Here is a 23,747-nt window from a genome sequence, read left to right on the forward strand (position 1 = left end):
TGCCCCGGTGCCTAAGTAAATTTCCCGAAAGCCAGTGCAGTGGGTAGAGGTGCGGGCGAGGTTAACCAATGTAAACCATCGGAATGCACTGAAATTTCACAGAGAATTGGCATGTTTGCTCCCGGGATTAATGTCGATTTGGGGTCGACCAGTAAAAGGTGATTAACATGCCGGTGATTACTGTTACCAATCAGGCGCAGCTTGACGCTGCGATGAAGGCGGCCAAAGGCGGCGACACCATCCTGCTCGCAGCAGGCAACTACACGGGGCTGTCGACCAACAACTTCAATCCGACGAGCAACCTGACCATCCAGTCGTTGGATGACAAAAATCCCGCCGTTTTGAAGTCGCTGTCAATGATCTCGAGCAGCAACGTTACCCTGAAAAACCTGAACTTCGTTCAGGACTATCGGCCCGCGCAGGATTATGAAACTGCCAATCGGGTTATGAACTCGAAAAATATCGTCATCGACGGAGTTCGCTTTAGTGGTGGTACCGGCGACGCCAGCAACTCGTTGGGTATCGGTCTGACGGTGCGCGGCGGATCGAACGTCAAATTGCTCAACTCGTCGATCGATCACTTCGCAGTGGGTCTGAACGGGATGACCGTCGACAACATGGTCATTCAGAACAACAATTTTCACGACAACCGGCGCGATCATACCAACTTCGCGGAGATGAGTGATCTGGTTATCGACAGCAATTACTTCACCGCCCTGTACCCCATCAATGGCGAACATCCCGACGCGATTCAGTTCATGACTGCAGGTCGGACCAAGGGCAACACGAATATCACCATTTCCAACAACATAATCATGCAGGGTGATGGTCGAGCTTCTCAGGGTATCTTTTTGGGTGAAGAAGCTGGTAACCTTTGGTACCAGAATGTCGATATCAAGAACAATCTCCTGTATGTCAGTGGTATGTACAATGGCATAGCAATGTTGAACGGAAATAACGTCAATATTGATTCGAACAGCGTTATATCTGACGCCGACGGCACGTCGTTCTGGATTCGGCTACGGAGCGTCAACGGAGCTGTGACTAACAATGTTGCGGATGACATTGTTCTTGATGGCAGCAACAATGTTACGCAAAGCGGTAACGTCGTTCTTTCGCGCGATCCGGCCGCCCTCCGAAAGATTGTAGACATCAACATGGGGTCAAAGGCGCGCGTGGCAGGGTTGCTCGTCGATGGCGTTGGTTACAAGCCTCCGGTCGGCAGCGCGGCAGCGGCGCTGGTCGCGCAGCAGCAGTTGCTCCTCCCGAAGTCAACGGGCGGCCGGTTGCTGTTGGACCTCAACTTCACACCCACCGGGATGGTCGACTACTCAACGTGGAGTTCTGACGAGACGTCCAAGCCGGTCAATCTCGCGTCGATCTCGAATGGCATGTACAAGATCGCAACTGGCGCTGGTATTGATCTGGCGCGTGCAAACTCGCGGCAACTTTTCGGTCTGTCCGCGTTCACTCTCAACTTCAACATGAAGCGCGACGGTGTCACCGCGCCGGCTGGGCAAATCATGGGCGTTTTCCTGAGCTGGAATGTCAGCCTGCGTGCGGATGGCGAACTCAGCTTCTCCATGACCAACACGGCAGGGAAGACTTTCACGCTCACGACCAGCGGCGCAAAAATCCTCGACACGAACAACCACAAAATCGCTCTGACCTATGACAGCACGAAGGGCACGGCCGCGCTCTACGTCGATGGATCGGTGAAGGGTACGGCCGCCATGTCGGGCACCATGTTGCCCCCGGCCAGCCAGCCCGTATACCTCGGGAACCCCTTCGGTGCGGCGTTCTCCGGCTATCTTGGTGATATCGAGATGCGAGATGCGGCACTTAGCGCTGCGGAGATCGTTGCGCTCAACACCAGCACGGTGCCCGACACGACGACGGCGGCCAATATGTTGAAGACCATGGTGGCCAAGGGTGTGGCCGACAGCGCCGCGACTCTGGCGGCGACGACGAATGCCTGGGGTGGCGCGCTGACCGCGCCCTCGACGCTGAGCCTCGCCGGCGCGTTCAAGACCACGAGCGCCACGTCCTCGCCGCTGGCAGCCCTGTTGGCCAATACGAACGCGATCGGCGCGCTCCCGACGACCACTGGCGCGCTATCGACGTTCGGGGCGCCGCGGGTGTACGCCTACGACCTGAACCACGTCTGATCGAACTGCCCCATTGTGCTTGCCCCGCGCGGAAGCTTGTCTTAAGCGCGGGGCGCATCTTTAGGGGCGTTCACTTTGAAGCTTGAGAACTTTCATCTGCGCGGCGTGCGCGGCCAGATGGTGGTCGGTTTCGGGGTAAAGGGCCTTGGAGCTGTCACCAGCTTCCTGTTTACGTGGCTGCTCGCACATTCAGTAGGGGCGGAGGGTGTCGGCACCTTCGGCACCTCGCTCACCACGGTCCAAATGGGCGTGGTCGTAGCGTTGCTTGGCCTGGACGCCATTTTGATGCGATCGGTCGCGGTCCATCTCTCGCAAGAGAAGACGGGACTGGCCCGCGCTGCCGCGCGGCATGCCATCCAGATGGGCGTGTGTGCCGGTCTGGCGCTGACCACGATCATCGTGATCTTCCACTGGCAGATCGCAGTCGACCTGATCGGCAGCCCGGCGATCGCGCAGAGCCTGATGGTGCTCTCGCTCGTCATTCCGATCATGGTTTATTGCCGCCTCGTCTCGACGGTGCTGCGGGGTGTGAAGTGGATCGGCCTGTCGCAGTTCGTCGACGGCCCGCTGACCACTTCGTTCGGCAGCATTGTGCTGGCCGTCGTGATGCTCATGGGCCTGCCCGTCAGCACGGTATTTCCATCACAGTTGTATGTGGTGGGATGGGTGATCACCGCGGCGCTGGCTACCTATTTGTTCCTGCGGGCGATGCGTACCTGGGCGCCGCGCGAGCCGCTCGAGGAATCGCTGCTGCGGCCCGGGTTCATGATCCTGGTGTCCAATGCCAACAACATCTTCGCGGACTGGTTCGTGACAGTGCTGCTCGCAGCCACGCATGGACCTGCGGAAGTGGGCTTTTTTCGCGTGGGATACCAGATCGCCGCCACGCTCAAGCTTTTCTCCGCGACATCCGAGACCGTGTTGCAGCCTGTGTTCGCCGTCAGCTATCGTGCGGGTGACCTGAGGCGCATCGGACGGATCATGCGGCTGACCATTCTTGGTCTGCTCCTCTTGTCTGCGCCGCTCGCGATCGGCGTGGTGGTGGCGCCAGAATGGATCATGCGGATTTTCGGTAAGCAGTTCACCGCCGGATCGATCGCGATGCAGATCATGGTGCTGGGGCAGGTGTTCAGCCTTATCTTCGCCTCCAGCGGTAGCGTGCTGATGATGGCGGGCCGCGAGCGGTTGATGGTGATCCTGACGACGGCTTCGGCGGTTCTCGGGATCGGGATCGGACTTCTGCTCATCCCGTCCTATGGAGTGCTCGGCGCGGCCTGTGCGCTTGTTGGTCCGTTGCTGTTCCTGCGTCTCGCATGCATGATCGCGGTGGCGCGCATTGGTATTCCGGTTTTTTAAGGAGGCACGGTTGGCAGGCGCGGTGCGAGGTTCGAAGGCAGGCTTCCTGCGCTGGCGCTCAAGCGTCGCTGCGCTCGGGCCGCGCGCGCTGCTGGCGCCGCTGCTCCGTCCGGGGCGCGATGTGCTGCCCGTGTACCACCGCGATCGCCCCGGCTGGGTAGTTGCGGCGCGGCGGCTGACCCTGGTCGCTTTCATAGTCCTCTTCGCATTCGTCTATGGGGTCTTGGCCGCGATTTTGCCGCCGTCGATGCTGGCGGTCGCGGGGGCGCCGCTCGCGGTGCTCGCGCTGCTGGTGATCTGGGCGCTCCCGGACACGAAGACGGCGCCGACGCGTGCATTGGCGATCGTCTTCACGGCCTTTTTCGCGAGCATTATCATATGGCCGAATTATCTGGCGATTTCGGTGGCCGGCTTGCCTTGGATCTCGATGCGGCGGCTGATCGGCATCGTGATGTCGGCCCTGATCTTGATCTGCCTGTCGACCTCGAAAGCATATCGTGAGGATATGCGCGCCATCTTCCGTGCGTCGCCGTGGGTTGCGCGCTGCCTGCTCGGGTGGTTCATCGTTCAGGCTATCGCATCGCTCGTATCCGGTGCCCCATCGGGCACGATCGCGCGCCTCATCGCCAGCACCATCACTTCCACGGCTGCCTGTTTCGCTGCGATCTGGCTGTTTGGTCCAGGCAAGAAATCAATCCTGTGGTTCACCAACTGGCTGCTCGGTCTGGTTTTCGCACTCATGGTTGTCGGTGTCTTTGAAGCGCATGCGCAGCATGTGCTTTGGACTGGCCATATTCCAAGTTTCCTGCAGATCGACCCGGAGACGCTCGCGCGATTGATCCGACCAAATTTCCGCGGCGGGTATCGGGTAGTGACTACCTATACGACGCCGCTTGCCTATGGAGAGCTGCTGGCACTAACCGCGCCCTTCGTCTTGTTCCGAATTGTAAACGCATCGACGCTTTGGCGGCGCTGCTTGTGGATCGGCTTTCACCTGTTTCTGCTTCTCTCCATCCTGCTCAGTGGTGCACGCTTGGGTTTGGTGGGGTATATCGCCGCACATGCGATCTTCGGGCTGCTTTGGGGCATTCATCGCTGGCGCAACCATCGCGGCGACATGCTCGGCGTCTCCGCGACGATGTTGTACCCGGCGTTCGTTGTTGCGCTATCCGTTGCGGTTGTTGTCGTGCCTGCGGTCCATGTACGCGTGCTTGGCGATGGTAAAGCACAGGGCAGCACCGACGCCCGGAAGGTGCAATGGGCGATGGCGAAGCCGGTGATTTTACGACGTCCCCTGTTCGGCTATGGGCCGGGTGGCGGCGGAATCGCGATCAACTTTCGTGCGCCTGATGGCAGTTTGACCATCGACCTCGGACTGGTTTCCGTCGCGGCTGATTACGGTCTATTGGGGCTCGGCGCGTATCTAGGCGTCATCATCCTTTCCATCCTTGAGCTTCTGCGCATCGGCCTGCTGGAACGACGATCACCATTTTCGGCGGAGTTCGGGCTGGCGACAGCACTCTGCGTATTGATATCCACCCGGCTGGTGCTGGCGCAGCCGGACAATGATTCATTCTTCAGTATTCTGTTCGGCGTCGCGCTGGGCTCCTTATACCTGGCCAAGCGGGAGCAGGGAAAACTGAACGCGGCCAATGGGACTGCGGTGCCGGCACCAGAGGAACGTCGTCCGGCGCTGGCTTGAGCGAAGCAGCGCGAGGGGACCGATATAGCTGCGATAGCAGCAGCCGATGCGCCGCCCCTTGCGTCGGCGCGCGGCTTCGCTAAGCGCGTGGCATGATCAAGCACGCCCTTTCCGTCACGCGCGACGGTGACTTCGCGCAATGGTACCAGACCGTCATCAGCGAAGCCGACATGGCCGAGGATTCGGGCGTGCGGGGCTGCATGGTCATCCGGCCTTGGGGCTATGGCATCTGGGAACGCATCCAGCGCCTGCTCGACGATCGCATCAAGGCGACGGGGCACGAGAATTGCTATTTCCCGCTGTTCATCCCGCTCTCCTATTTCGAGAAGGAAGCCGAGCATGTCGACGGCTTCGCCAAGGAGATGGCGGTCGTCACGCACCATCGCCTCGTCCAGAAGGACGGCCGGCTGGTGCCCGATCCCGAGGCGAAGCTGGAAGAGCCGCTGGTCGTCCGCCCGACTTCGGAGACGGTGATCGGCGCGGCGATGTCGCGCTGGGTGCAGAGCTGGCGCGACCTGCCGGTGCTGATCAACCAGTGGGCGAACGTCGTCCGCTGGGAGATGCGCACCCGCATGTTCCTGCGCACCGCCGAATTCCTCTGGCAGGAAGGCCATACCGCCCACGCCACGGTGGAAGAGGCGCAGGAAGAAACCCTCAAGATGCTCGAGGTCTATCGCAGCTTCGCCGAGGATTGCCTGGCGATGCCGGTGGTCGCGGGCGAGAAGCCTGAGAATGAGCGTTTCCCCGGCGCCGTCTCGACCTTCTCGATCGAGGCGATGATGCAGGACGGCAAGGCGCTGCAGGCCGGCACCTCGCACTTCCTGGGCACCACCTTCTCCTCGGCGCAGGACATCAAGTTCCAGAACTCCGAAGGCCAGTTCGAGCTGGCGCAGACGACCAGCTGGGGCGTCTCCACCCGCATGATCGGCGGGCTGATCATGGTGCACGGCGACGACGACGGCCTGCGCGTGCCGCCGATGGTGGCGCCGTGGCAGATCGTGATCGTGCCGATGCTGCGCGACCAGCCCGAGGACGCGGCGACGATCGACTATTGCAAGTCGCTCCAGGCCGAGCTGGCCAAGCTGAGCGCACTGGGCGAGCCGGTGCGCGCGCTGCTAGACCTCAAGGCGGTGAAGGCGCAGACCAAGCGCTGGGGCTGGGTGAAGAAGGGCGCGCCGATCGTGATCGAGGTCGGCGGGCGCGACGTCGCGGGCGGCAACGTCTCGGTGATCCAGCGCAACAAGCTGTACCGCGAGGACGGCAAGCTCGATTCGCAGATCATGCCGCGCGGGGACTTCGTCGCCGAGGCCGCCGCGATCCTCGAGAGCATCCAGCAGGGCCTGTATCTCGACGCGCGCGAGCGGCTGGACAGCAACATCCGCCGCGACGTGGCGGACTTCGACACGCTGGCGGCGATGTTCGCTGATTCGGTGAAGTTTCCCGGCTGGGCGGAAGTCAGCTGGGCCAAGCCGACGGGCGCCGAGCTCGATGCCGTGGTGGAGCGGCTGAAGGCGCTCAAGCTGACCTTCCGCAACGTGCCCGGCGATGCCGCACCGGCAGAGGGCACCTGCCTGTTCACCGGGAAGCCAGCGGTCGAGCGCATCCTGGTCGCGCGGGCGTACTGACCTGTACATCCTCCCCGGGGACGGGGAGGATCTGCGTTGACGCAGCGCATCCACCCTGCGACCAGCCTGCTCCCATAGGGGGAGCAAGCCGATGCGGGTGGTACTGGCGACGCTGGGCACATTAGGGGATGTCCACCCCTTCATCGCGCTGGCGCTGGGGATGCAGGCGCGGGGCCACACGCCCGTTTTCGCTGGTGCGGAAGCGGTCCGGCCGATCGCCGAGCGACACGGCATCGAATTCCACCCGATCAGGCCGGACGGGCCGCAGCTCCTCGCCGACACCGGCATGGACGAAGGCCAGATCACCCGCGCGATGGCGACCGATTTCGGCTTCGTCATCGACCGGGTGCTGGTGCCCTATGCCGAAGTGACGCTGGCGGACCTGAAGCCGGTGGTCGCCGGTGCGGAGCTGGTGCTTGCCAGCAGCTTCTCGATCCATGCGCGGATCGCCGCCCAGGCGGTAGGGGTGCCGCTCGCTACGGCGCTGCTCCAGCCGATCACCTTGCTCTCGGCCGAGGATCCGCCGGTGCTGACGCGCGGCGAGACGGCGCTGGTGACGCTGCGCCGCTGGTTCGGCCCGGGCGCGGTACGGCCGTTGCTGCGGCTGGCCGAGCGCGCCTATGCCAAGGGCCTGAAGCCTTTTGTCGCTTTGCGCAAAGCGGCTGGCGCACCACCCTTTGCGGGCAACGAGATGCTGGCGGGGCCGCTGGCGGTGGCGCGTGCCATCGGGCTCTGGTCGCCCGCCTTCTCGCCCGCGCCGGCCGACGCACCCGCCTGCTTCGCCCAGACCGGCTTCGTCTTCTACGATGGCGGGTTCGCAGGGAAGGGGCTGTCGGCGGCGCTCGAATCCTTCCTCGATTCCGGCCCGCCGCCGCTGGTCTTCACGCTGGGCAGCATGGCGATCTATGCCGAGGACGGCTTCTATGCCGCCAGTGCCGCGGCGGCGCGGCGGCTAGGGCTGCGGGCGGTACTGCTCGTCGGGGAAGACCAGCTGGAAAAGCATCGCCATCTGGCTGGCGAAACGGTGCTGGTGGCAGGCTATGCACCGCACTCGCAGCTTTTTCCACGTGCGGCGGCGGTGATCGGCCATGGCGGCATCGGCACCACCGGCCAGGCGATCCGCGCCGGCGTGCCGCAGCTCGTCTGCCCAATCTTCGGCGACCAGTTCGACAATGCCGCGCGGATCGTCCGCGCCGGGCTGGGCGGCGTGCTGCCGAAGCGCCGCTATACCGCCGCGCAGGCCGCCGCCGCCATCGCGCGGCTGCTGGCGAGCGCCACCATCGCGGATCGGGCAGCGCAGGCAGGCCGCGCAATCGCCGCCGAAGACGGGGTTGGCCGGGCGCTGGACACGCTGGGACTCGGCGCGACCGCCTGATCCCACCCGACGATTCGATTCGGGTGCCGGCGCCGCGACGGCCGGATTCCCGGGCGCTTTTGCGCCCGGCCGGTCCCGCATTGCCGCGAAGGATGGTTACCACGCAAGCGAATCGTCCCGTTCCGCGTCACTCGGGAAAGCTGGGCTGCCGGTAATGCCCCTGATTGATGGTAAACGCGCTTTTCATCATCCAAATCGAACCCCATAACGGGGTAAGAGGGGCCGATCGGGAAGGCCCGATGGAGCAGAGGACGGCTGAGCGGTGACCGCATTATCTCGATTCCCGCGTTTCTTCGTGACCAGCCCGTCGCCTTGCCCGTATCTTCCCGGTCGCCAGGAACGGAAGATCTTCACCGAGCTGTCCGGCCAGCATGCCGGCGAGCTGAACGATGCGCTGAGCCGCATCGGGTTCCGCCGCAGCCAGTCTGTCGCCTATCGGCCAAGCTGTGCGGGCTGCACCGCCTGCGCCTCGGTTCGCGTCGTGACGGACGGTTTCCAGCCCAATGCCACCCAGCGCAAGCTGCTGAAGCGCTACAGCGACCTTGAAGTCACCGCCTGCAAGCCCTGGGCGACGGGCGAGCAGTACGACCTGCTCAAGCGCTACCTCGATTCGCGCCACCCGGGCGGCGGCATGGCGGCGATGGACGAGAGCGATTATGCCGACATGGTCGAGCAGTCGCCGGTCAGCTCCTATGTGATCGAATATCGCGAGCCTTCGGTCGACGGCGAGCGCGGCCGGCTGGTTGGCGCGTGCATCACCGACCAGCAGGGCGACGGCCTGTCGATGATCTACAGCTTCTTCGTTCCCGACGACGAGGCGCGGCCCGGCATGGGCAACTTCATCATCATGGATCACATCCTGCGCGCCCGTGCGGCGGGCCTGCCCTATGTCTATCTCGGCTATTGGGTAAAGGGCAGCGCGCGGATGGCGTACAAGACGCGCTATCGCCCGATCGAAGTGCTCGGGCCCACCGGCTGGTCGCTGCTCACCGACGAGGAAGAGGTTGGGCCGATGCCGAATGCCGTGGCGGCGGCGCTCGCCTGAGCCGCCTGACACTATGTACCGTCATCCCGGCGGAAACCCGGGCCCGGTTGCCTACCTGTAAAAGCAAGAGTCCAGACGGAGACCCCAATCGATCCCGGCTTTCGCCGGGATGACGCACCTGGAGGCGGCTCGGCTGACCGCTACTCCTCGTTTCCCAGCCGATCGACCTGCAGGTTCACGGCGAGCTGCTCCTCGCCGTGGCCGATCCGGTGCCCCGCCACCGCCGCGGCGCCCTCCGAATCCAGCCCGACCGCCACCCGCACATAGCCGTCGTCCGGCGACAGGCCGGTGACGGGATCGAACGCAACCCAGCCGAGCCCGCCGATCCACGTCTCGCACCAGGCATGGGGCGCGCATTGCTGGGTGCCGTCGAGATGATAGCCGGAGACGTAGCGGGCCGGCGCCTCCAGCGTGCGCGCGGCGGAGACGAACATCTGCGCCACGTCGCGCGAAGCCTCTGCCTTGCCGGCAAAGGCTTCGGCTGCGGTAAGGCCGGTATCCGGCACGTCGGGCACGCAGCGGAAGCGGGCGTGGAGCGCCTGGTTCAGCCGGTGCAGCTTCTCGATCGGATCCCTGGTGCCGGTGCTCACATCCGCGGCGAATGCCGACAGCTGTGGGCTCGGTGCGGTGCGCGGTGTGGTGCGCAGGAACAGGGCAGGGGGCAGCGGCTCGGGCGTACCGCGCAGCACGCCGGCATTGTCGTTGGTCAGCACCTCGCCGGTCACCGCGATCTCGATCGCCTCGATCGGACCTTCGGCGTAGAGCATCGTCACGGCATTGCCATAGCCGTCCACCGCGTCGCGCAGCCGCGCGTCGCAATCGACGCCGACCATCCAGCTCACCACCGTCTGGTGCTGGGTGTCGCAGGGGGTGAGGCGCAGCATCTGGACGATCCGCGCCTGTGGCTGGGTGAAGCGATAGATGGAGCGGTGTTCGACGGCGATGCGCATCAGAGGAACCGGAACTGGCGAGCGATCGCGCTGTCGAGCAGCGCGTTCTCCGCGATGAAGGTCTCCAGATATTCGTGCAGCCCGCCGACGATGATATCCGGCGTGCGCGCCTTCTGGCACCGGGCGAGGCGGGCGCGGGCCATGCGATCGGCCTCGCCCTGCAGGCCGGTGCGCTTGGCGAGCTGGCTGAGCAGCATCACGCTCTCCTCGACACAGGCGGCAAGGCTGCGCGGGAGCTCCGACCGGCTGACCAGCAGGTCGATGACGTTGTCCGGCCGCAGCCCCTCCGAATAGAGCCAGCGATAGGCCGTGACGGCGGAGACGGTCTGCAGGATCGTCGTCCACTGGTCACGATCGACAGCGCCGCCGATCGTCTCGCCGGCGGGCAGCAGCAGATGGTATTTGACGTCCACCAGCCGCGCCGTGTTGTCCGCACGCTCGATGGCGGCGCCCAGCTGGATCAGCAACGTCGCCTCGTTGCGCATCATCCGGTGTGTTGCGCCCTCGAACCCGCGCGTCTCGCCCTTGATCTGCTCGACCAGGTTGAGCGTCTCGGTCGCGCCGCCCGTCGACGCGCGATTGGCGAACAGCCACCAGGCGCGGTTGATCGCGGTCCAGGCGTCGCGGGTGAGCGCGGTGCGCACGGCGCGGGCGTTGTTGCGCGCCATTTCCAGGCAGCGGATGATCGAGCCGGGATTGGTGGCGTCGAGCGTCAGGAAGCGCGCGACATGGGCCTGGGTGGCGGGGTGGCCGGTCGCGGCAAAGATCTCGTCGGTATAGCTGACGGTGAGCGCGCTCAGCCACGCGGCCTCACCCGCGGGGCGCGCGGACAGCGCGTCGAGCCGGATCGTCGCCTCGACCAGTCGGGCGATGAAGTCTGCTCGCTCGACATAGCGGCCGAGCCAGTACAGCGCAGCGGCGGTGCGGGAGAGCATCATCATCGGCGTGCCTCCCGGACCATATCGGTTTCCACGCCGGCGCCCGCCAAACAACCTTCGTCATTCCCGCGAAGGCGGGAATCCATTCGCCTGTGCGTCTGGGGCAGGAACCGCGAGATCAGCGTCAATGGATCCCCGCCTTCGCGGGGATGACGGAGCAGGGTGCGAGCTGTGCGCCCGCCGTCGTCCCATGCAGGATCGAAATGCCCCACCTCATGCCGCATCCCCCAGCAGCACGAAACTGTCCTTCGTCCCGCCGCCCTGGCTGGAATTCACCACCAGCGATCCTTCGCGCAGCGCCACGCGGGTGAGGCCGCCGGGGACCACCCGCACCTTGTCGCTGCCGGTCAGCACGAAGGGGCGGAAGTCGACATGGCGCGGGGCCAGGCCCTTCTCGGTCAGCGTCGGCACGGTCGAGAGCGCGAGGGTGGGCTGCGCGATATAGCGGTGCGGCTCGGCGATCAATGCGGCGCGGAAGGTTTCGATCTGCTCCTTGGTGGCCGTTGGCCCCACCAGCATGCCATAGCCGCCGGAGCCGTCGACCAGCTTCACCACCAGCTCGGGCAGATGATCCAGCACATAGCGAAGCGCCTGGGGTTCGCGGCAGCGCCAGGTCTCGACATTGGGCAGCTTGGCCTCGCCGCCCGAATAGAAGCGGACGATCTCCGGCATGTAGCTGTAGATCGCCTTGTCGTCGGCGATACCGTTGCCCGGCGCGTTGAGCAGCGCGACATTGCCCGCGCGATAGGCGGCGATCAGCCCCGGCACGCCGAGCAGCGAATCCGGGCGGAAGACCAGCGGATCGAGGAAGTCGTCGTCGATGCGGCGGTAGATCACGTCCACCCGCACGCGCCCGGCAATCGTCTCCATGTAGACGATGTCGTCGTCCACCACGAGGTCGGCGGCCTCGACCAGCTCGACGCCCATCGAATCGGCGAGGAAGCTGTGTTCGTAATAGGCCGAGTTGAAATGCCCCGGGGTGAGCACGACGCACACCGGTCGGGCGCGGCCGAGCGGCGCGACCGAGCGCATCGTCTCCAGCAGCATGTCCGGATAGCTGTCGACCGGCGCCACGCGGAAATCGCGGAACAGCTCGGGGCACAGGCGGATCATCGCCTCGCGATTTTCCAGCATGTAGGAAACGCCGGAGGGCGTGCGGGCATTGTCCTCCAGCACGTAGAATTCGTCCGCGCCGGTGCGCACCAGGTCGATGCCGCAGATATGCGCCCATATGCCGTGCGGCGGGCGGATGCCGGCGACTTCGGGACGGAACTGCTCGTTGCGCAGGATCAGCTCGGGCGGGATGATCCCCGCATCGAGGATGCGGCGCGCGCCATAGATGTCCTCGAGGAACGCGTTGATCGCCTCGACGCGCTGGACGAGGCCCTCGCTCAACTTCTCCCACTCGCGCTGCAGGAACATGCGCGGCACGATGTCGAAGGGGATGATGCGTTCGGCGGCGTCGCTGTCGCCATAGACGGCAAAGGTGATGCCGAGCTGGCGGAAGGCCGCTTCCGCGGATTGCTGGCGGCGTTGCAGCTCGTCGGGGGGCGTGTCCGCGATCCATTGCGCCAGCGCCGTGAACGCCGCGCGCGGCGCCTCCGGACCGCCATGGCCCCAAATTTCGTCGAACGCCCCCAGTGATCCCATCGAAGCTCCCAAACGCCCGAGTGACCGATTGGCTGCATGCTGCAATGCTTCGTTGCGGCGCACAAGCGGCGAATGTGCACGTTTGCGCGTCGGCGGATTTTTAAGGGCAGGCGTGGCAGGATGCGGGTATGTCGATCCTGCTTCTCGCGCTCGCCGCTGCCGCACCCTTTACGATTGCCCAGACGGGGCAGGGCTTCCCGACGCTCGCCGCCGCCGTGGAGGCGGTGCGCGACGGCACCGCGACGATCCTGATCGCGCCGGGCACCTATCATCAATGCGTGGTGCAGGCGGGCGGGCGGATCACCTACAAGGCGGTGCAGCCGGGCACGGCGATCTTCGAGCGCACCGTGTGCGAGGACAAGGCAGCCTTCGTGTTGCGCGGGCGCGGATCGGCGGTGGACGGCGTGGTGTTCCGCAAGCTCCGCGTGCGCGACGGCAATGGGGCGGGCATCCGCATCGAGATGGGCGACCTGACGGTGACGCGCTCGACCTTTCTCGACAGCCAGGAGGGCATTCTTGGCGGCGGGCACCCGACCGTGCGCAGCATCACCATCGACCGCTCCAGCTTTGCGGGGCTCGGCCAGTGCGATGAGTCACCGAACTGCGCACACTCGGTGTACCTTTCGATCGACGGGCTTGTGACGATCACCCGAAGCCGCTTCGAGCGCGGGGCCGGCGGCCACTATGTGAAGCTGCGTGCGCGCCGCGTGGCGATCACCGGCAACAGCTTCGACGACAGCTGGGGCCGCAAGACCAACTACATGATCGACCTGTCGGAAGGCGGCACCGGGACGATTGCGCAGAACATGTTCGTACAGGGCCGGGACAAGGAGAACCGCTCCGGGCTCATCGTCGTCGCGGCAGAGGCGCGGACCTACCCCACGGACGGACTGCGGGTGGAGGGGAATACCGCCAGCCTCGCGCCGGGCGCACCGGCGGATCCGGCGTTCGTGGCGGATCTGTCCGGCGGGCGGATCACGGTGGCGAACAACCGCCTTGCGGGAATGCGCGGCTTCGAGAAGCGGTGAGATCCTGCTGCCTGTGGAGGGCATTCGAGAGGATTGAAAACGATCGTCATCCCCGCGAAGGCGGGGATCCATTGGCGCTGAAGCCGAGGTTCTTTCCCCCAGCGCACCGGCGAATGGATTCCCGCCTTCGCGGGAATGACGATCATTTTGTCAAAGACGGCCTACTCCCCGTCATGGGGAGCACTTGGTTACTTGCAGCTATCCGCCACACCCGCGTCGATATCCAGGCAGCGCCCGTCGATCTCCACCGGCACCGGCACCTTGATCAGCGCGGCGAGCGTCGGCGCGATGTCGACCGTTTCCACCGACAGCGGCTGTTCGAAGCCGGTCATGCCCTTGCGCCAGAACAGGATCGGCACGCGGCGGTCATAGTCCCAGAAGCTGCCATGCGTCGCGACATTGCCGATCGACGGATCGAGGATCGGCGTCACCCGCGGCTTGAGCGCGACCACCAGGTCCCCCGAACGCTGCGGATCGTACGAGGCGCGGGCGCGCTCGAGCAGGCTCCAGGTCTCGGCGGGCGTGTGGACGATCGGCGTCGCCTCGATCTGCGCGCGGGTGAACACCGCCTGCACCTGCGGGTTCGCCGCATAGAGCTTCACCGCCTCCGCCAGCACCGCGGTGCGCTTGGCCTGCGGGACTGAAGGCGTCACATACACATCGCCGCCGGGGCCGCCGACCAGCACCTGGCCGGTCAGGCCCAGCTTGCCGGCCAGGGCGCGGCTGATGTTGGTGGTAGTCACGTCGGCGGTGATGCGCTGCTCGGTCGGCGCGCCATGCTCGCGGTGGCGCTCGGGCAGGTCATGTCCGCCATGATCGGCGGTCAGCACCACCTGATAGTCGACGCCGGTGCGATCCAGCGCGTCGAACAGCCGGCCCAGCGTCTGGTCGAGCGAGAGCAACTGCAGGCACATTTCGCTGCCCTCGGTACCATAGGTATGGCCGACATAATCCGTTGCCGAAGCACCGACGATCAGCAGGTCGGTATGGCCCTGCTGGCCGAGCTTCATGTCGGTGGCGAGCTTGGCGCCGAGCGCGAGCACCGCATCGTCGAACTCGGGCGAGATACGGAACGCCTTGGCGTCACCCGCCGCACGGGCGAAGCGGCCGTCGCCCACCGTCTTGGTCGCGCTGACCGGGATGGCGCGGCTGCGTGCCTTGCAGAAGCCCGGCAGGTCGAGCGCGGGCTGCGCCTCGGCGATGCGCGCGGCGGTGGCCGCGTTGATCCTGGTCACGGCGTCGGGCGCGGTGCGGCCGGCGTATGACACGAACGCCTTGCCGTCCCACCACCAGAGCTCGTCGACCTTGTGGCCGCCCATCATCACCGCGGCGCGGTCCTTGCCCGCAACCGAGACGACACGCGACTGCGGATCGGCCTGCTTCATCCATTCGCCGAGCGTCGGCACCTTCAGATGCTTGTCGGAGACGGTGTAGTGGTTCGAATCCGTGCCCGGCACGGTTTCGTCCTCCGCGCAATAGACCGTCTTGTCGGCGCGCGGCGCGGCGAAATCGGTCCAGTCATTGGCGATGATGCCGGTGCGCGAAGGGTGGTCGCCGGTGAGGATCGTCGAGTGGCCCGGGCAGGTCTCGGTCGCGGCATGGCTCTGATAGCCGGCCGGGAACACCGCGCCGCGCATCAGCCGGGCGAAGCCGCTGGTGAACTGGCCGCGATATTCGGCGAACAGGTCGGCCGAGAACTGGTCGACCGAGATCACCACCACCAGCTTGGGCGGGGTGGCCGGAGCGGCAGGCGCAGGCGCGCTCTGCTGGGCGAAAGCAGGGGTCGCAGCCAGCGTGAGGGCGGCGAAAGGGGCAAGCAGTTTCATTCGGGGCCGGCTCCGGGCACGGGTGGACGTTGGTACACCCAGCTATTGTCGAATGCAGCGAACTGGGCAAGGACGGCGCCATGGCCCAGCTTCGTTTCGCTTTGATGTCGCTCCTGCTGCTCCTCGCGAACGTCGCCCCGGCGGCGGCGCAGGGTTTCGCCAAGGGCCCGCATGTCCGCAGCGAACTGGTGGCGGAAACGGCGGTGCCGAAGCCCGGCAGCGACGTGACGCTTGCGCTGGTCTCTACCCCCGATCCCAAATGGCATGCCTATTGGCAGAATCCCGGCGATGCGGGGCTGCCGGCAGAGGCGCGTTGGACGCTCCCGGCCGGGGCCGCGGCCGACGCCTTCCGCTACCCGGTGCCGCAGCGGCTGCTCATCGCCGGGCTGATGAACTATGTCTACGAGGGCACCTTCGTCCGCCTGACGACGCTGCATATCCCGGCGGATGCGAAGGGCGTGCTGCCGGTGAGGCTGAAGCTCGACTATCTCGTCTGCACCGACACGCTCTGCGTGCCCGAAAAGGCCGAGCTGGCGACGAGCCTGACGATCGGCGACGGCGCGATTGATCCGGCGGTGCGGGCGAAGTTCGACGGCTGGCGCGCGAAGCTGCCCAAGCCGCTGAGCACGCCGGGCAGCTTCCAGGCGGAGGGCGGCGTGCTGCGGATCGCGGTGCCGTACCCGGCGGGAGCGGCGGCGAAGGACGTGTATTTCTATCCGCTGACCGCCAACGCGGTCGATTATGCCGCGCCACAGACGGTGGCTCGCGACGGCGACCGGCTTGTGATCGAGACCAAGGCGCGCACCGCGCCCGCGGCGCTGGAGGGGGTGCTCGCGATCGAGGGGCAGGGGCTGACGGTCACCGCCAAGCCGGGCGCGGTACCCCCGGCCAGGCCGGTCAGCGCGGCGGCGCCGTGGCTGGCGGCAACCGGCGCGTTCTTCGCGGCGGTGCTCGGCGGGCTGATCCTCAACGTCATGCCCTGCGTCTTCCCGATCCTCAGCCTCAAGGCGCTGAGCCTAGCCAAGGCCAATAACGACGAAGGCAGCCCGCGCGCCGAGGCGCTGGCCTATACGGCGGGGGTGGTGCTGGTGTGCCTGGCACTGGGTGGACTGCTGCTCGGGCTGCGCGCGGCCGGAGCGACCGTGGGCTGGGCCTTCCAGTTGCAGGACCCGCGCGTCATCCTGGTGCTGCTGCTGCTCGTGGCGGCGATCGCCTTCAATCTGGCCGGGCTTTTCGAGATCGCGACGCCGGCCTTCGTCAACCGTGCGGCCAGCAAGGGCCATGGCGGCGCTTTCGCCACGGGCGCGCTGGCGGCGTTCATCGCCACGCCGTGCACCGGGCCGTTCATGGCCTCTGCGCTGGGCGCGGCGCTGATCCTGCCCTGGTTCGCTGGGCTGGCGATCTTCGGCGGGCTCGGGCTGGGCATTGCGCTGCCGTTCCTGCTGCTTGGCTTCGTACCGGCCTTCCGCCGCAAGCTGCCCAAGCCCGGCGCGTGGATGGCGACGATGCGGCACATCCTATCGGTGCCGATGTTCCTCACCGCCCTGGCACTCGCCTGGGTGCTGGGCAAGCAGGCGGGCGTCGACGGCATGACCATCGGGCTGGCGGCTATGCTGCTCGCCACGCTCGGCTTGTGGTGGGCCGGTGCCCGGCAGGCCAAGGGCCGCAGCCGGGCCTGGCTGCCGGCGCTACCGCTGGTGCTGCTGGCGCTCGGCGGCGTCGCGCTCGTCCGCCCTGCGGCAGCGGGCGGTCCGCCTGCTGCCATGGCCGGCGCCGAGCCGTTCAGTGAAGCGCGACTTGCGGCGCTGCGGGCGCAAGGGCGGCCGGTGTTCGCCTATTTCACCGCGGACTGGTGCCTCACCTGCAAGGTCAACGAGAAGGCGGTGATCGAGACGGCAGCGGTCGAGAAGGCGCTGGCCGACGGCAAGGTCGCGGTGCTGGTCGGCGACTGGACCAACGGCGACGCGACGCTGGGTCGCTTCATCGAAGCGCACAACCGGGCGGGCGTACCGCTCTACCTCTGGTACAAGCCCGGCCAGGATGCGCCCGAGGTGCTGCCGCAGGTGCTGACCCAGGATCTGCTGGCGAGCCGCGCCAAGGGCGGGTGAGGTTTACCCTCACCACCCAACCACCGTCATCCCCGCGGAGGCGGGGGTCCATTTGCCAGGACAGTTCGGCGCCTTCTGAGACGCACAGGCCAATGGATCCCCGCCTTCGCGGGGATGACGAGGTGAGTGGGAGTGCCATCGGACATACTCAGCGCAGCGTCTTGATGATCCCCGAGAAATCGAGCCCCGCGCCTTCGCCCTCGACAAACGCCGCGTAGAGCTGCTCGGCACGCTCGCCCATCGGCACCTGCGCGCCGACGCTCGCCGCCGCTTCCATCGCCAGCTTGAGGTCCTTGAGCATCAAAGGCGCTGCGAACCCGCCCTGATACTCGCGATCCGCCGGGGTTTCCGGGCCGACGCCGGGCACGGGGCAATAGCTCGTCATCGACCAGCTTTGCCCCGAGGAGACCGAGGCGATGTCGAAGAAGCGCTGCTGGTCCAGCCCCAGCTTCTCGGCGAGCGCGAAGGCCTCGCAGGTGGCGACCATCGTTGCGCCGAGGATCATGTTGTTGCAGATCTTGGCCGCCTGGCCCGCACCGCTGGCGCCGGCATGGATCACGGCCTTGCCCATGTCCTCTAGGAAGGGCTCCGCCCGCTCGAACGCCGCCACCGCGCCGCCGACCATGAAGGTGAGCGTGCCCCCATTCGCCGCAGCGATTCCGCCGGACACGGGGGCGTCGACCGCGAGCAGCCCGCGCTGACTGGCTGCCTCCGCCACGCGGCGCGCGGTGGCGACGTCGATCGTCGAGCAATCGATCAGGATCGCGCCCGCCTCGGCCTGGTCGAGCAGGGTCTCGGTGTACAGCGCTTCCACATGGCGCCCGGCGGGCAGCATGGTGACGATCGCCTCGGCGCCGGCGATCGCTTCCGCAGCGTTGGCGGCGGGCAGGCAGCCGGCCTTCTTCGCGCGCTCCAGCGCTTCCGCCGACAGATCGAAGGCGCGGACGTCGTGGCCGGCCTTGGCGAGGTTCGCCGCCATGCCGCCGCCCATGTTGCCGAGGCCGATAAATGCTACGCGTGCCATCTGCTTCCTCTCTACGTTCCCCTCCCGCTTGCGGGAGGGGCTAGGGGAGGGGATGACGGTTGTGCCTGCCCTCCGCTCTCCATTCCAGCCCCTCCCCCGACCCCTCCCGCAAGCGGGGGGGTCGGGGGAGGTCAGCAAGTCCTCAACGCCCGGACCAGTTCCCCGGTCGCTTCTCGACGAACGCCGTCATGCCTTCCTTCTGGTCCTCGGTGCCGAACAGCGCGTGGAACAGGCGGCGTTCGAACTGCACGCCCTGTGCCAGCGTCGTCTCGAACGCGACGTTGACCATTTCCTTGTTGGCCTTCACCGCCAGCGGCGGCATCGCGGCGATCGTCGCGGCGGTCTGCACGGCCTCTTCCACCAGCTCGGCGGCAGGCAGGATGCGGCTGACCAGCCCCGCGCGCTCGGCCTCGGCGGCGTCCATCATCCGGCCGGTGAGGCACATTTCCATCGCCTTCGCCTTGCCCACCGCGCGGGTCAGCCGCTGCGAGCCGCCCATGCCGGGCGAGACGCCCAGCTTGACCTCGGGCTGGCCGAACTTGGCGGTGTCCGCCGCGAGGATGAAGTCGCACATCATCGCCACTTCGCAGCCGCCGCCCAGCGCATAGCCTGCGACCGCGGCGATGATCGGCTTGCGGGTGCGGGTGAAGGCATCCCAGCCGGCGAAGAAGTCATGGCCGTACATGTCGGCAAAGCCTTGGACCTGCATTTCCTTGATGTCGGCACCCGCAGCGAAGGCCTTTTCACTGCCGGTCAGCACCGCGCAGCCCTGCGAAGGATCGGCATCGAAGGCGCGCATCACGTCGAGCAGCTCGGTCAGCACCTGGCTGTTGAGCGCGTTGAGCGCCTTGGGGCGGTTGAGCGTGATCAGCGTGACCGCGCCGCGCTGCTCGACCAGAAGGGTTTCGTAGGAAGACATGGGGTTCTCCGTTCAGGGCGCCCAGGCCGCGTCGGCGGGCAGGGGGGCGAAGATGGCGTCGATCGCGGCGCTGTCCACCGCGTCGGGGGTGGCGGGCGACCAGCGGGGCGCATTATCCTTGTCGAGGATCACCGCCCGCACGCCTTCGGCGAAGTCGGGCAGGCGGCAGACGCGGGTGGCGACGGCATATTCTTGGCGCATCTCGGCAGCGAAATCGGGCATCTCGCGGCCCTCGCGAAGGATCCGCAGCGATACCTTGCAGGCCTGGGGCGACTTGGCGCGCAGCGTCGCGAGCGTCGCGGCGGCCCATTCGCTGTCCTCGGCTTCGAGCGCGGCGAAGATGTCCTCCACCGTGTCGCCGGCGAACAGCCGGTCGATATCGGCATAGTGGGCCAGGATCTTCGCGATCGGCGGCTCGGCGGAAAGGTCGGTGAGGATCGCCAGCGCCTTGTCGGGCGCGGTGGCGATCTGCGCCTTGGCGGACGCCAGCGCCTCGGCCGGAAGATAATGGGTGGCGAGGCCGAGCGCGAGGCATTCGGCGCCGTCGAGCCGGTGGCCGGTCAGCGCCAGATACTCGCCCATTCGCCCCGGCAGGCGGGAGAGATACCAGCCGCCGCCCACGTCCGGGAACAGGCCGATGCCCGTCTCGGGCATGGCGAACCTGGTGTTTTCGGTCGCTACCCGGAGCCGCGCCGGCTGCGAGATGCCGACACCGCCGCCCATCACGATACCGTCGGCGAAGGCGACGACCGGCTTGGGATAGGTGAACAGCCGGTGGTTGAGCCGGTATTCGACGCGGAAGAAGTCCGCCGCGCCCTTGCCGTCGCCGGCGCCGCTCTCCGCGATCATGCGGATGTCGCCGCCGGCGCAGAAGCCGCGGCCCTCGGCATGGTCGAGCAGGACGATGTGGACGGCGTCGTCGTGCTCCCAGGCGTCGAGCGCGTCCAGCATCGTCTGGCACATGCCGGTGTTGAGCGCGTGCAGCGCCTTGGGCCGGTTGAGGCGGAGGCGCGCGGCGGCGCCTTCCAGCTGCGTCAGGACGTCGCTCATTCGCGCACCAGTTCCCGGCCGACGATCATTCGCATCACCTGGTTGGTGCCCTCCAGGATCGAGTGCACGCGCAGGTCGCGCCAGAAGCGTTCGATGGGATAGTCCATTAGATAGCCATAGCCGCCGTGCAGCTGCAGCGCACGATCGACCACCGCGGAGCCGGTATCGGTCGCCAGCCGCTTGGCCATCGCGGCGAAGCGGGTCTTGTCGGGGGTATTCGCGGTCACCTTGGCGGCGGCGAGGTAGAGCAGGGCGCGCGCCGCCTCCAGCTCGGTGGCCATGTCCGCGAGCATGAACTGGGTGTTCTGGAAATCGGCGATCGCCTTGCCGAACTGCTTGCGCTCCCGGGTGTAGCGGATCGCCTCGTCGAGGCAGCGCTGGGCGCCGCCCAGCGAGCAGGCCCCGATGTTGAGCCGGCCGCCATCGAGCCCCATCATCGCGATGCGGAAGCCTTCGCCCTCGGCACCGATCAGGTTCTCGACCGGCACGCGGACGGAATCGAAGTTCACCTGCGCGGTCGGCTGCGAGTGCCAGCCGAGCTTGCGCTCCTGCGCGCCGAAGCTGACGCCGGGCATGTCCTTCTCGATCGCGAGGCAGGAAATGCCCTTGGGGCCGTCCTCGCCGGTGCGGACCATGGTGAGGTAGAGATCGTTCTCGCCGCCGCCCGAGATGAACTGCTTGGTGCCGGTCACGACATAATGATCGCCGTCGCACACGGCACGGGTCTTGAGCGCAGCGGCGTCCGAGCCGGAGCCCGGTTCGGTGAGGCAGTAGCTCGCCAGCCGGTCCATGGTGACCAGGCTGGGGAGATACTTGTCCTTCACGCCCTGGGCGCCGAACCGGTCGATCATCCAGGCGGCCATGTTGTGGATCGAGATGAACGCGGATGTGGAGGGGCAGCCATAGGACATGGCTTCGAAGATCAGCGCGGACTCGAGCCGGCCAAGGCCGATGCCGCCCGATTCCTCCGAGACGTAGATCGCGGCGAAGCCGAGCTCGGCGGCGGCCCGAATCGTCTCGCGCGGGAAGATGTGCTTCTCGTCCCACTCGGCCGCATGCGGGGTGATCGCATCGGCGGTGAACTTCTGCGCCATCTCCTGGATCTGGCGCTGGTCGTCGGTGAGGTCGAACTGGTGGGTCATGGGTTCAGCCGTGTTGGATCTGGGAAAATCCTCCCCGGAACGGGGAGGGGGACCATTCGCGCAGCGAACGGTAGAGGGGGCGTGCAGCAAGCGAGTTCGGTGTGGCGGCCCCCCTCCACCACGCGGCTGTGCCGCGCGGTCCGCCGCCCCGTGCCGGGGAGGATCGAGGGGTCTGCCAGCACCCGCATCACCCCATGGTCGGGATGACGAAGGCGTTGCTGCCGTCGGGGGCGCCGTCGGGCCAGCGCTGGGTGACGGTCTTTACCTTGGTCCAGAAGCGGACGCCTTCCATGCCGTGCTGGTTGACGTCCCCGAAGGCCGAGCGCTTCCACCCCCCGAAGCTGTGATACGCCACCGGTACCGGGATCGGTACGTTGATGCCGACCATGCCGACATTCACCCGCGCGGCGAATTCGCGCGCGGCATGGCCGTTGCGGGTGAAGATGGCGACGCCGTTGCCGTACTGGTGCTCGCTCGGCAGGCGCAGCGCGGTCTCGAAATCGGGCGCGCGGACGATCTGGAGGACCGGGCCGAAGATCTCCTCCTGGTAGCTCTTCATCGCTGGCGTGACGCGGTCGAACAGCGACGGGCCGATGAAGAAGCCTTGTTCATGCCCCTGCAGCTGGAAGCCGCGGCCGTCGATCACCAGCTCGGCGCCTTCGTCGACGCCGGTCTGGATCCAGCCTTCCACGCGCGCCTTGTGCGCGGCGTTGACGACCGGGCCGTACTGCGCCTCGGCATCGGTGGAGACGCCCACCCGCAACGCCTCGATCGCCGGGATCAGCTTCTCGCGCAGGGCATCGGCGGTCTTGTCGCCGACCGGCACCACCACCGGCAGCGCCATGCAGCGCTCGCCCGCGGAGCCGAACGCGGCGCCGGAGAGGTCCGCCACGACCTGGTCGAGATCGGCGTCCGGCATGACGATGCCGTGGTTCTTGGCGCCGCCCATCGCCTGAACGCGCTTCCCCGCCTCGACGCCGCGGCGATAGACATAGTGCGCGATGTCCGACGATCCGACGAAGCTCACCGCGCTGATCGCCGGATGATCGAGGATCGCGTCGACCATTTCCTTGTCGCCCTGCACCACCTGCAGGATGCCCGCCGGTGCGCCGGCCTCCAGCATCAGCTCGGCGAGGCGGACGGGGACGCTCGGGTCACGCTCGGAAGGCTTGAGAATGAAGGCATTGCCGCAGGCGATCGCCACCCCGAACATCCACATCGGGATCATCGCCGGGAAGTTGAACGGGGTGATTCCGGCACCGATGCCGAGCGGCATCCGCATCGAATAGACGTCGATCCCGGGGCCGGCGCCCTGGGTGTACTCGCCCTTCAGCGCGTGCGGGATACCGCACGCGAATTCGATCACCTCGAGCCCGCGCTGGATATCGCCCTTCGAGTCTGCGATCACCTTGCCGTGTTCGGAGGAGAGCAGGTGCGCGAGCGCGTCCATGTTCGCCTCGACCAGCTCCTTGAAGCGGAACATCACGCGGGCGCGGCGCTGCGGGTTGGTCGCGGCCCAGCCAGGCTGCGCGGCCTGGGCGGCGGCGATGGCGCGGTCGAGATCGGCGGCGGTGCCGAGCGGCACCTGTGCCTGCACGGCGCCGCTATTGGGGTCGAAAACGTCCGCCGTCCGGCCTGCGCCGCCACCGGCATGGCCGACGATCACATGATCGATAACACGCATCATACTCTCCTGCGGATCGGCTGGACGCCGACTCATCCGTTGTAATTAAGTTGCGCAATGACACAGCGCCTTCCCGATGTCACCCCGGGCGATGGGGAGGGGCAACGCATCCTCTCGCGTCATCCCCGCGAAGGCGGGGATCCATTGATGGAACGGC

The 23,747-nt window shown here is 66.6% G+C and carries 17 protein-coding genes; 8 read left to right on the forward strand and 9 right to left on the reverse strand.

Annotated elements, in window-relative coordinates; translation table 11 throughout:
• Positions 1-167: 167 nt before the first annotated feature.
• The 6 genes from V7E00_RS02660 to V7E00_RS02685 all read left to right on the forward strand — a co-directional run bounded on the left by V7E00_RS02660 (position 168) and on the right by V7E00_RS02685 (position 9,271).
• A complete protein-coding gene (locus tag V7E00_RS02660) occupies positions 168-2,168 on the forward strand; it encodes a LamG-like jellyroll fold domain-containing protein (protein ID WP_333571135.1) in 2,001 nt (666 codons plus the stop codon).
• A gap of 75 nt (positions 2,169-2,243) precedes the next feature.
• A complete protein-coding gene (locus tag V7E00_RS02665; protein WP_333571136.1) occupies positions 2,244-3,524 on the forward strand; it encodes an MATE family efflux transporter in 1,281 nt (426 codons plus the stop codon).
• A gap of 10 nt (positions 3,525-3,534) precedes the next feature.
• Positions 3,535-5,226 carry an O-antigen ligase family protein gene (locus V7E00_RS02670; protein ID WP_333571137.1) on the forward strand — a complete coding sequence of 564 codons (1,692 nt, stop codon included), beginning with the start codon at positions 3,535-3,537 and terminating at the stop codon, positions 5,224-5,226.
• Between the two features lie 92 nt (positions 5,227-5,318).
• Positions 5,319-6,851, forward strand: a complete 1,533-nt coding sequence (locus V7E00_RS02675) for an aminoacyl--tRNA ligase-related protein (RefSeq protein ID WP_333571138.1) — start codon at positions 5,319-5,321, stop codon at positions 6,849-6,851.
• Positions 6,852-6,942: 91 nt separating this feature from the next.
• Positions 6,943-8,226 carry a glycosyltransferase gene (locus tag V7E00_RS02680; RefSeq protein ID WP_333571139.1) on the forward strand — a complete coding sequence of 428 codons (1,284 nt, stop codon included), beginning with the start codon at positions 6,943-6,945 and terminating at the stop codon, positions 8,224-8,226.
• A 262-nt stretch (positions 8,227-8,488) separates the two neighbouring features.
• Positions 8,489-9,271, forward strand: coding sequence for an arginyltransferase (locus V7E00_RS02685; protein WP_333571140.1), 783 nt, complete (start codon positions 8,489-8,491; stop codon positions 9,269-9,271).
• Positions 9,272-9,411: 140 nt separating this feature from the next.
• On the opposite strand, the gene V7E00_RS02690 is transcribed toward V7E00_RS02685, so the two are convergent.
• The 3 genes from V7E00_RS02690 to V7E00_RS02700 all read right to left on the reverse strand — a co-directional run bounded on the left by V7E00_RS02690 (position 9,412) and on the right by V7E00_RS02700 (position 12,809).
• Positions 9,412-10,221: a transglutaminase family protein gene (locus V7E00_RS02690; RefSeq protein ID WP_333571141.1), complete on the reverse strand. Its 810-nt coding sequence runs from the start codon at positions 10,219-10,221 to the stop codon at positions 9,412-9,414.
• Positions 10,221-11,156: an alpha-E domain-containing protein gene (locus V7E00_RS02695; protein WP_333572362.1), complete on the reverse strand. Its 936-nt coding sequence runs from the start codon at positions 11,154-11,156 to the stop codon at positions 10,221-10,223. The genes V7E00_RS02690 and V7E00_RS02695 overlap by 1 nt, the downstream gene beginning before the upstream one ends.
• A gap of 216 nt (positions 11,157-11,372) precedes the next feature.
• Complete coding sequence (locus V7E00_RS02700) at positions 11,373-12,809, reverse strand: circularly permuted type 2 ATP-grasp protein (RefSeq protein WP_333571142.1); 1,437 nt, start codon at positions 12,807-12,809, stop codon at positions 11,373-11,375.
• A 128-nt stretch (positions 12,810-12,937) separates the two neighbouring features.
• Here V7E00_RS02700 and V7E00_RS02705 point away from each other — a divergent pair, with 128 nt between their 5' ends.
• The gene (locus V7E00_RS02705; RefSeq protein ID WP_333571143.1) at positions 12,938-13,837 is read left to right on the forward strand and encodes a right-handed parallel beta-helix repeat-containing protein; all 900 of its coding nucleotides are present in this window, start codon (positions 12,938-12,940) and stop codon (positions 13,835-13,837) included.
• A gap of 188 nt (positions 13,838-14,025) precedes the next feature.
• On the opposite strand, the gene V7E00_RS02710 is transcribed toward V7E00_RS02705, so the two are convergent.
• Positions 14,026-15,663 (reverse strand): alkaline phosphatase family protein, encoded by a 1,638-nt coding sequence (locus V7E00_RS02710; RefSeq protein WP_333571144.1) that lies wholly within the window; start codon positions 15,661-15,663, stop codon positions 14,026-14,028.
• A gap of 80 nt (positions 15,664-15,743) precedes the next feature.
• Between V7E00_RS02710 and V7E00_RS02715 the strand changes: the two genes are divergently transcribed.
• The gene (locus V7E00_RS02715) at positions 15,744-17,771 is read left to right on the forward strand and encodes a protein-disulfide reductase DsbD family protein (protein WP_333571145.1); all 2,028 of its coding nucleotides are present in this window, start codon (positions 15,744-15,746) and stop codon (positions 17,769-17,771) included.
• Between the two features lie 148 nt (positions 17,772-17,919).
• On the opposite strand, the gene mmsB is transcribed toward V7E00_RS02715, so the two are convergent.
• The 5 genes from mmsB to V7E00_RS02740 all read right to left on the reverse strand — a co-directional run bounded on the left by mmsB (position 17,920) and on the right by V7E00_RS02740 (position 23,590).
• Positions 17,920-18,795, reverse strand: a complete 876-nt coding sequence (mmsB, locus tag V7E00_RS02720; RefSeq protein WP_333571146.1) for a 3-hydroxyisobutyrate dehydrogenase — start codon at positions 18,793-18,795, stop codon at positions 17,920-17,922.
• A gap of 142 nt (positions 18,796-18,937) precedes the next feature.
• On the reverse strand, positions 18,938-19,714 hold the full coding sequence (locus V7E00_RS02725) for an enoyl-CoA hydratase (protein ID WP_333571147.1): 777 nt from the start codon (positions 19,712-19,714) through the stop codon (positions 18,938-18,940).
• Between the two features lie 12 nt (positions 19,715-19,726).
• Positions 19,727-20,764 carry an enoyl-CoA hydratase/isomerase family protein gene (locus V7E00_RS02730; RefSeq protein ID WP_333571148.1) on the reverse strand — a complete coding sequence of 346 codons (1,038 nt, stop codon included), beginning with the start codon at positions 20,762-20,764 and terminating at the stop codon, positions 19,727-19,729.
• On the reverse strand, positions 20,761-21,906 hold the full coding sequence (locus V7E00_RS02735) for an acyl-CoA dehydrogenase family protein (RefSeq protein ID WP_333571149.1): 1,146 nt from the start codon (positions 21,904-21,906) through the stop codon (positions 20,761-20,763). The genes V7E00_RS02730 and V7E00_RS02735 overlap by 4 nt, the downstream gene beginning before the upstream one ends.
• Before the next feature lie 187 nt (positions 21,907-22,093).
• Entirely contained in the window at positions 22,094-23,590 is a 1,497-nt protein-coding gene (locus V7E00_RS02740; RefSeq protein ID WP_333572363.1) for a CoA-acylating methylmalonate-semialdehyde dehydrogenase, read from the reverse strand.
• Positions 23,591-23,747 lie beyond the last annotated feature (157 nt).

It is taken from the genome of Sphingomonas sp., assembly GCF_036731925.1.
In the GTDB taxonomy this organism is placed as follows: Bacteria; Pseudomonadota; Alphaproteobacteria; order Sphingomonadales; family Sphingomonadaceae; genus Sphingomonas.

Coding starts and splice junctions, on each gene's coding strand:
- V7E00_RS02660 (WP_333571135.1), top strand. CDS start 168: ATGCCGGTGATTACTGTTACCAATCAGGCGCAGCTTGACGCTGCGATG.
- V7E00_RS02675 (WP_333571138.1), top strand. CDS start 5,319: ATGATCAAGCACGCCCTTTCCGTCACGCGCGACGGTGACTTCGCGCAA.
- V7E00_RS02680 (WP_333571139.1), top strand. CDS start 6,943: ATGCGGGTGGTACTGGCGACGCTGGGCACATTAGGGGATGTCCACCCC.
- V7E00_RS02690 (WP_333571141.1), bottom strand. CDS start 10,221: ATGCGCATCGCCGTCGAACACCGCTCCATCTATCGCTTCACCCAGCCA.
- V7E00_RS02695 (WP_333572362.1), bottom strand. CDS start 11,156: ATGCTCTCCCGCACCGCCGCTGCGCTGTACTGGCTCGGCCGCTATGTC.
- V7E00_RS02700 (WP_333571142.1), bottom strand. CDS start 12,809: ATGGGATCACTGGGGGCGTTCGACGAAATTTGGGGCCATGGCGGTCCG.
- V7E00_RS02705 (WP_333571143.1), top strand. CDS start 12,938: ATGTCGATCCTGCTTCTCGCGCTCGCCGCTGCCGCACCCTTTACGATT.
- V7E00_RS02710 (WP_333571144.1), bottom strand. CDS start 15,663: ATGAAACTGCTTGCCCCTTTCGCCGCCCTCACGCTGGCTGCGACCCCT.
- V7E00_RS02715 (WP_333571145.1), top strand. CDS start 15,744: ATGGCCCAGCTTCGTTTCGCTTTGATGTCGCTCCTGCTGCTCCTCGCG.
- mmsB (WP_333571146.1), bottom strand. CDS start 18,795: ATGGCACGCGTAGCATTTATCGGCCTCGGCAACATGGGCGGCGGCATG.
- V7E00_RS02725 (WP_333571147.1), bottom strand. CDS start 19,714: ATGTCTTCCTACGAAACCCTTCTGGTCGAGCAGCGCGGCGCGGTCACG.
- V7E00_RS02730 (WP_333571148.1), bottom strand. CDS start 20,764: ATGAGCGACGTCCTGACGCAGCTGGAAGGCGCCGCCGCGCGCCTCCGC.
- V7E00_RS02735 (WP_333571149.1), bottom strand. CDS start 21,906: ATGACCCACCAGTTCGACCTCACCGACGACCAGCGCCAGATCCAGGAG.
- V7E00_RS02740 (WP_333572363.1), bottom strand. CDS start 23,590: ATGCGTGTTATCGATCATGTGATCGTCGGCCATGCCGGTGGCGGCGCA.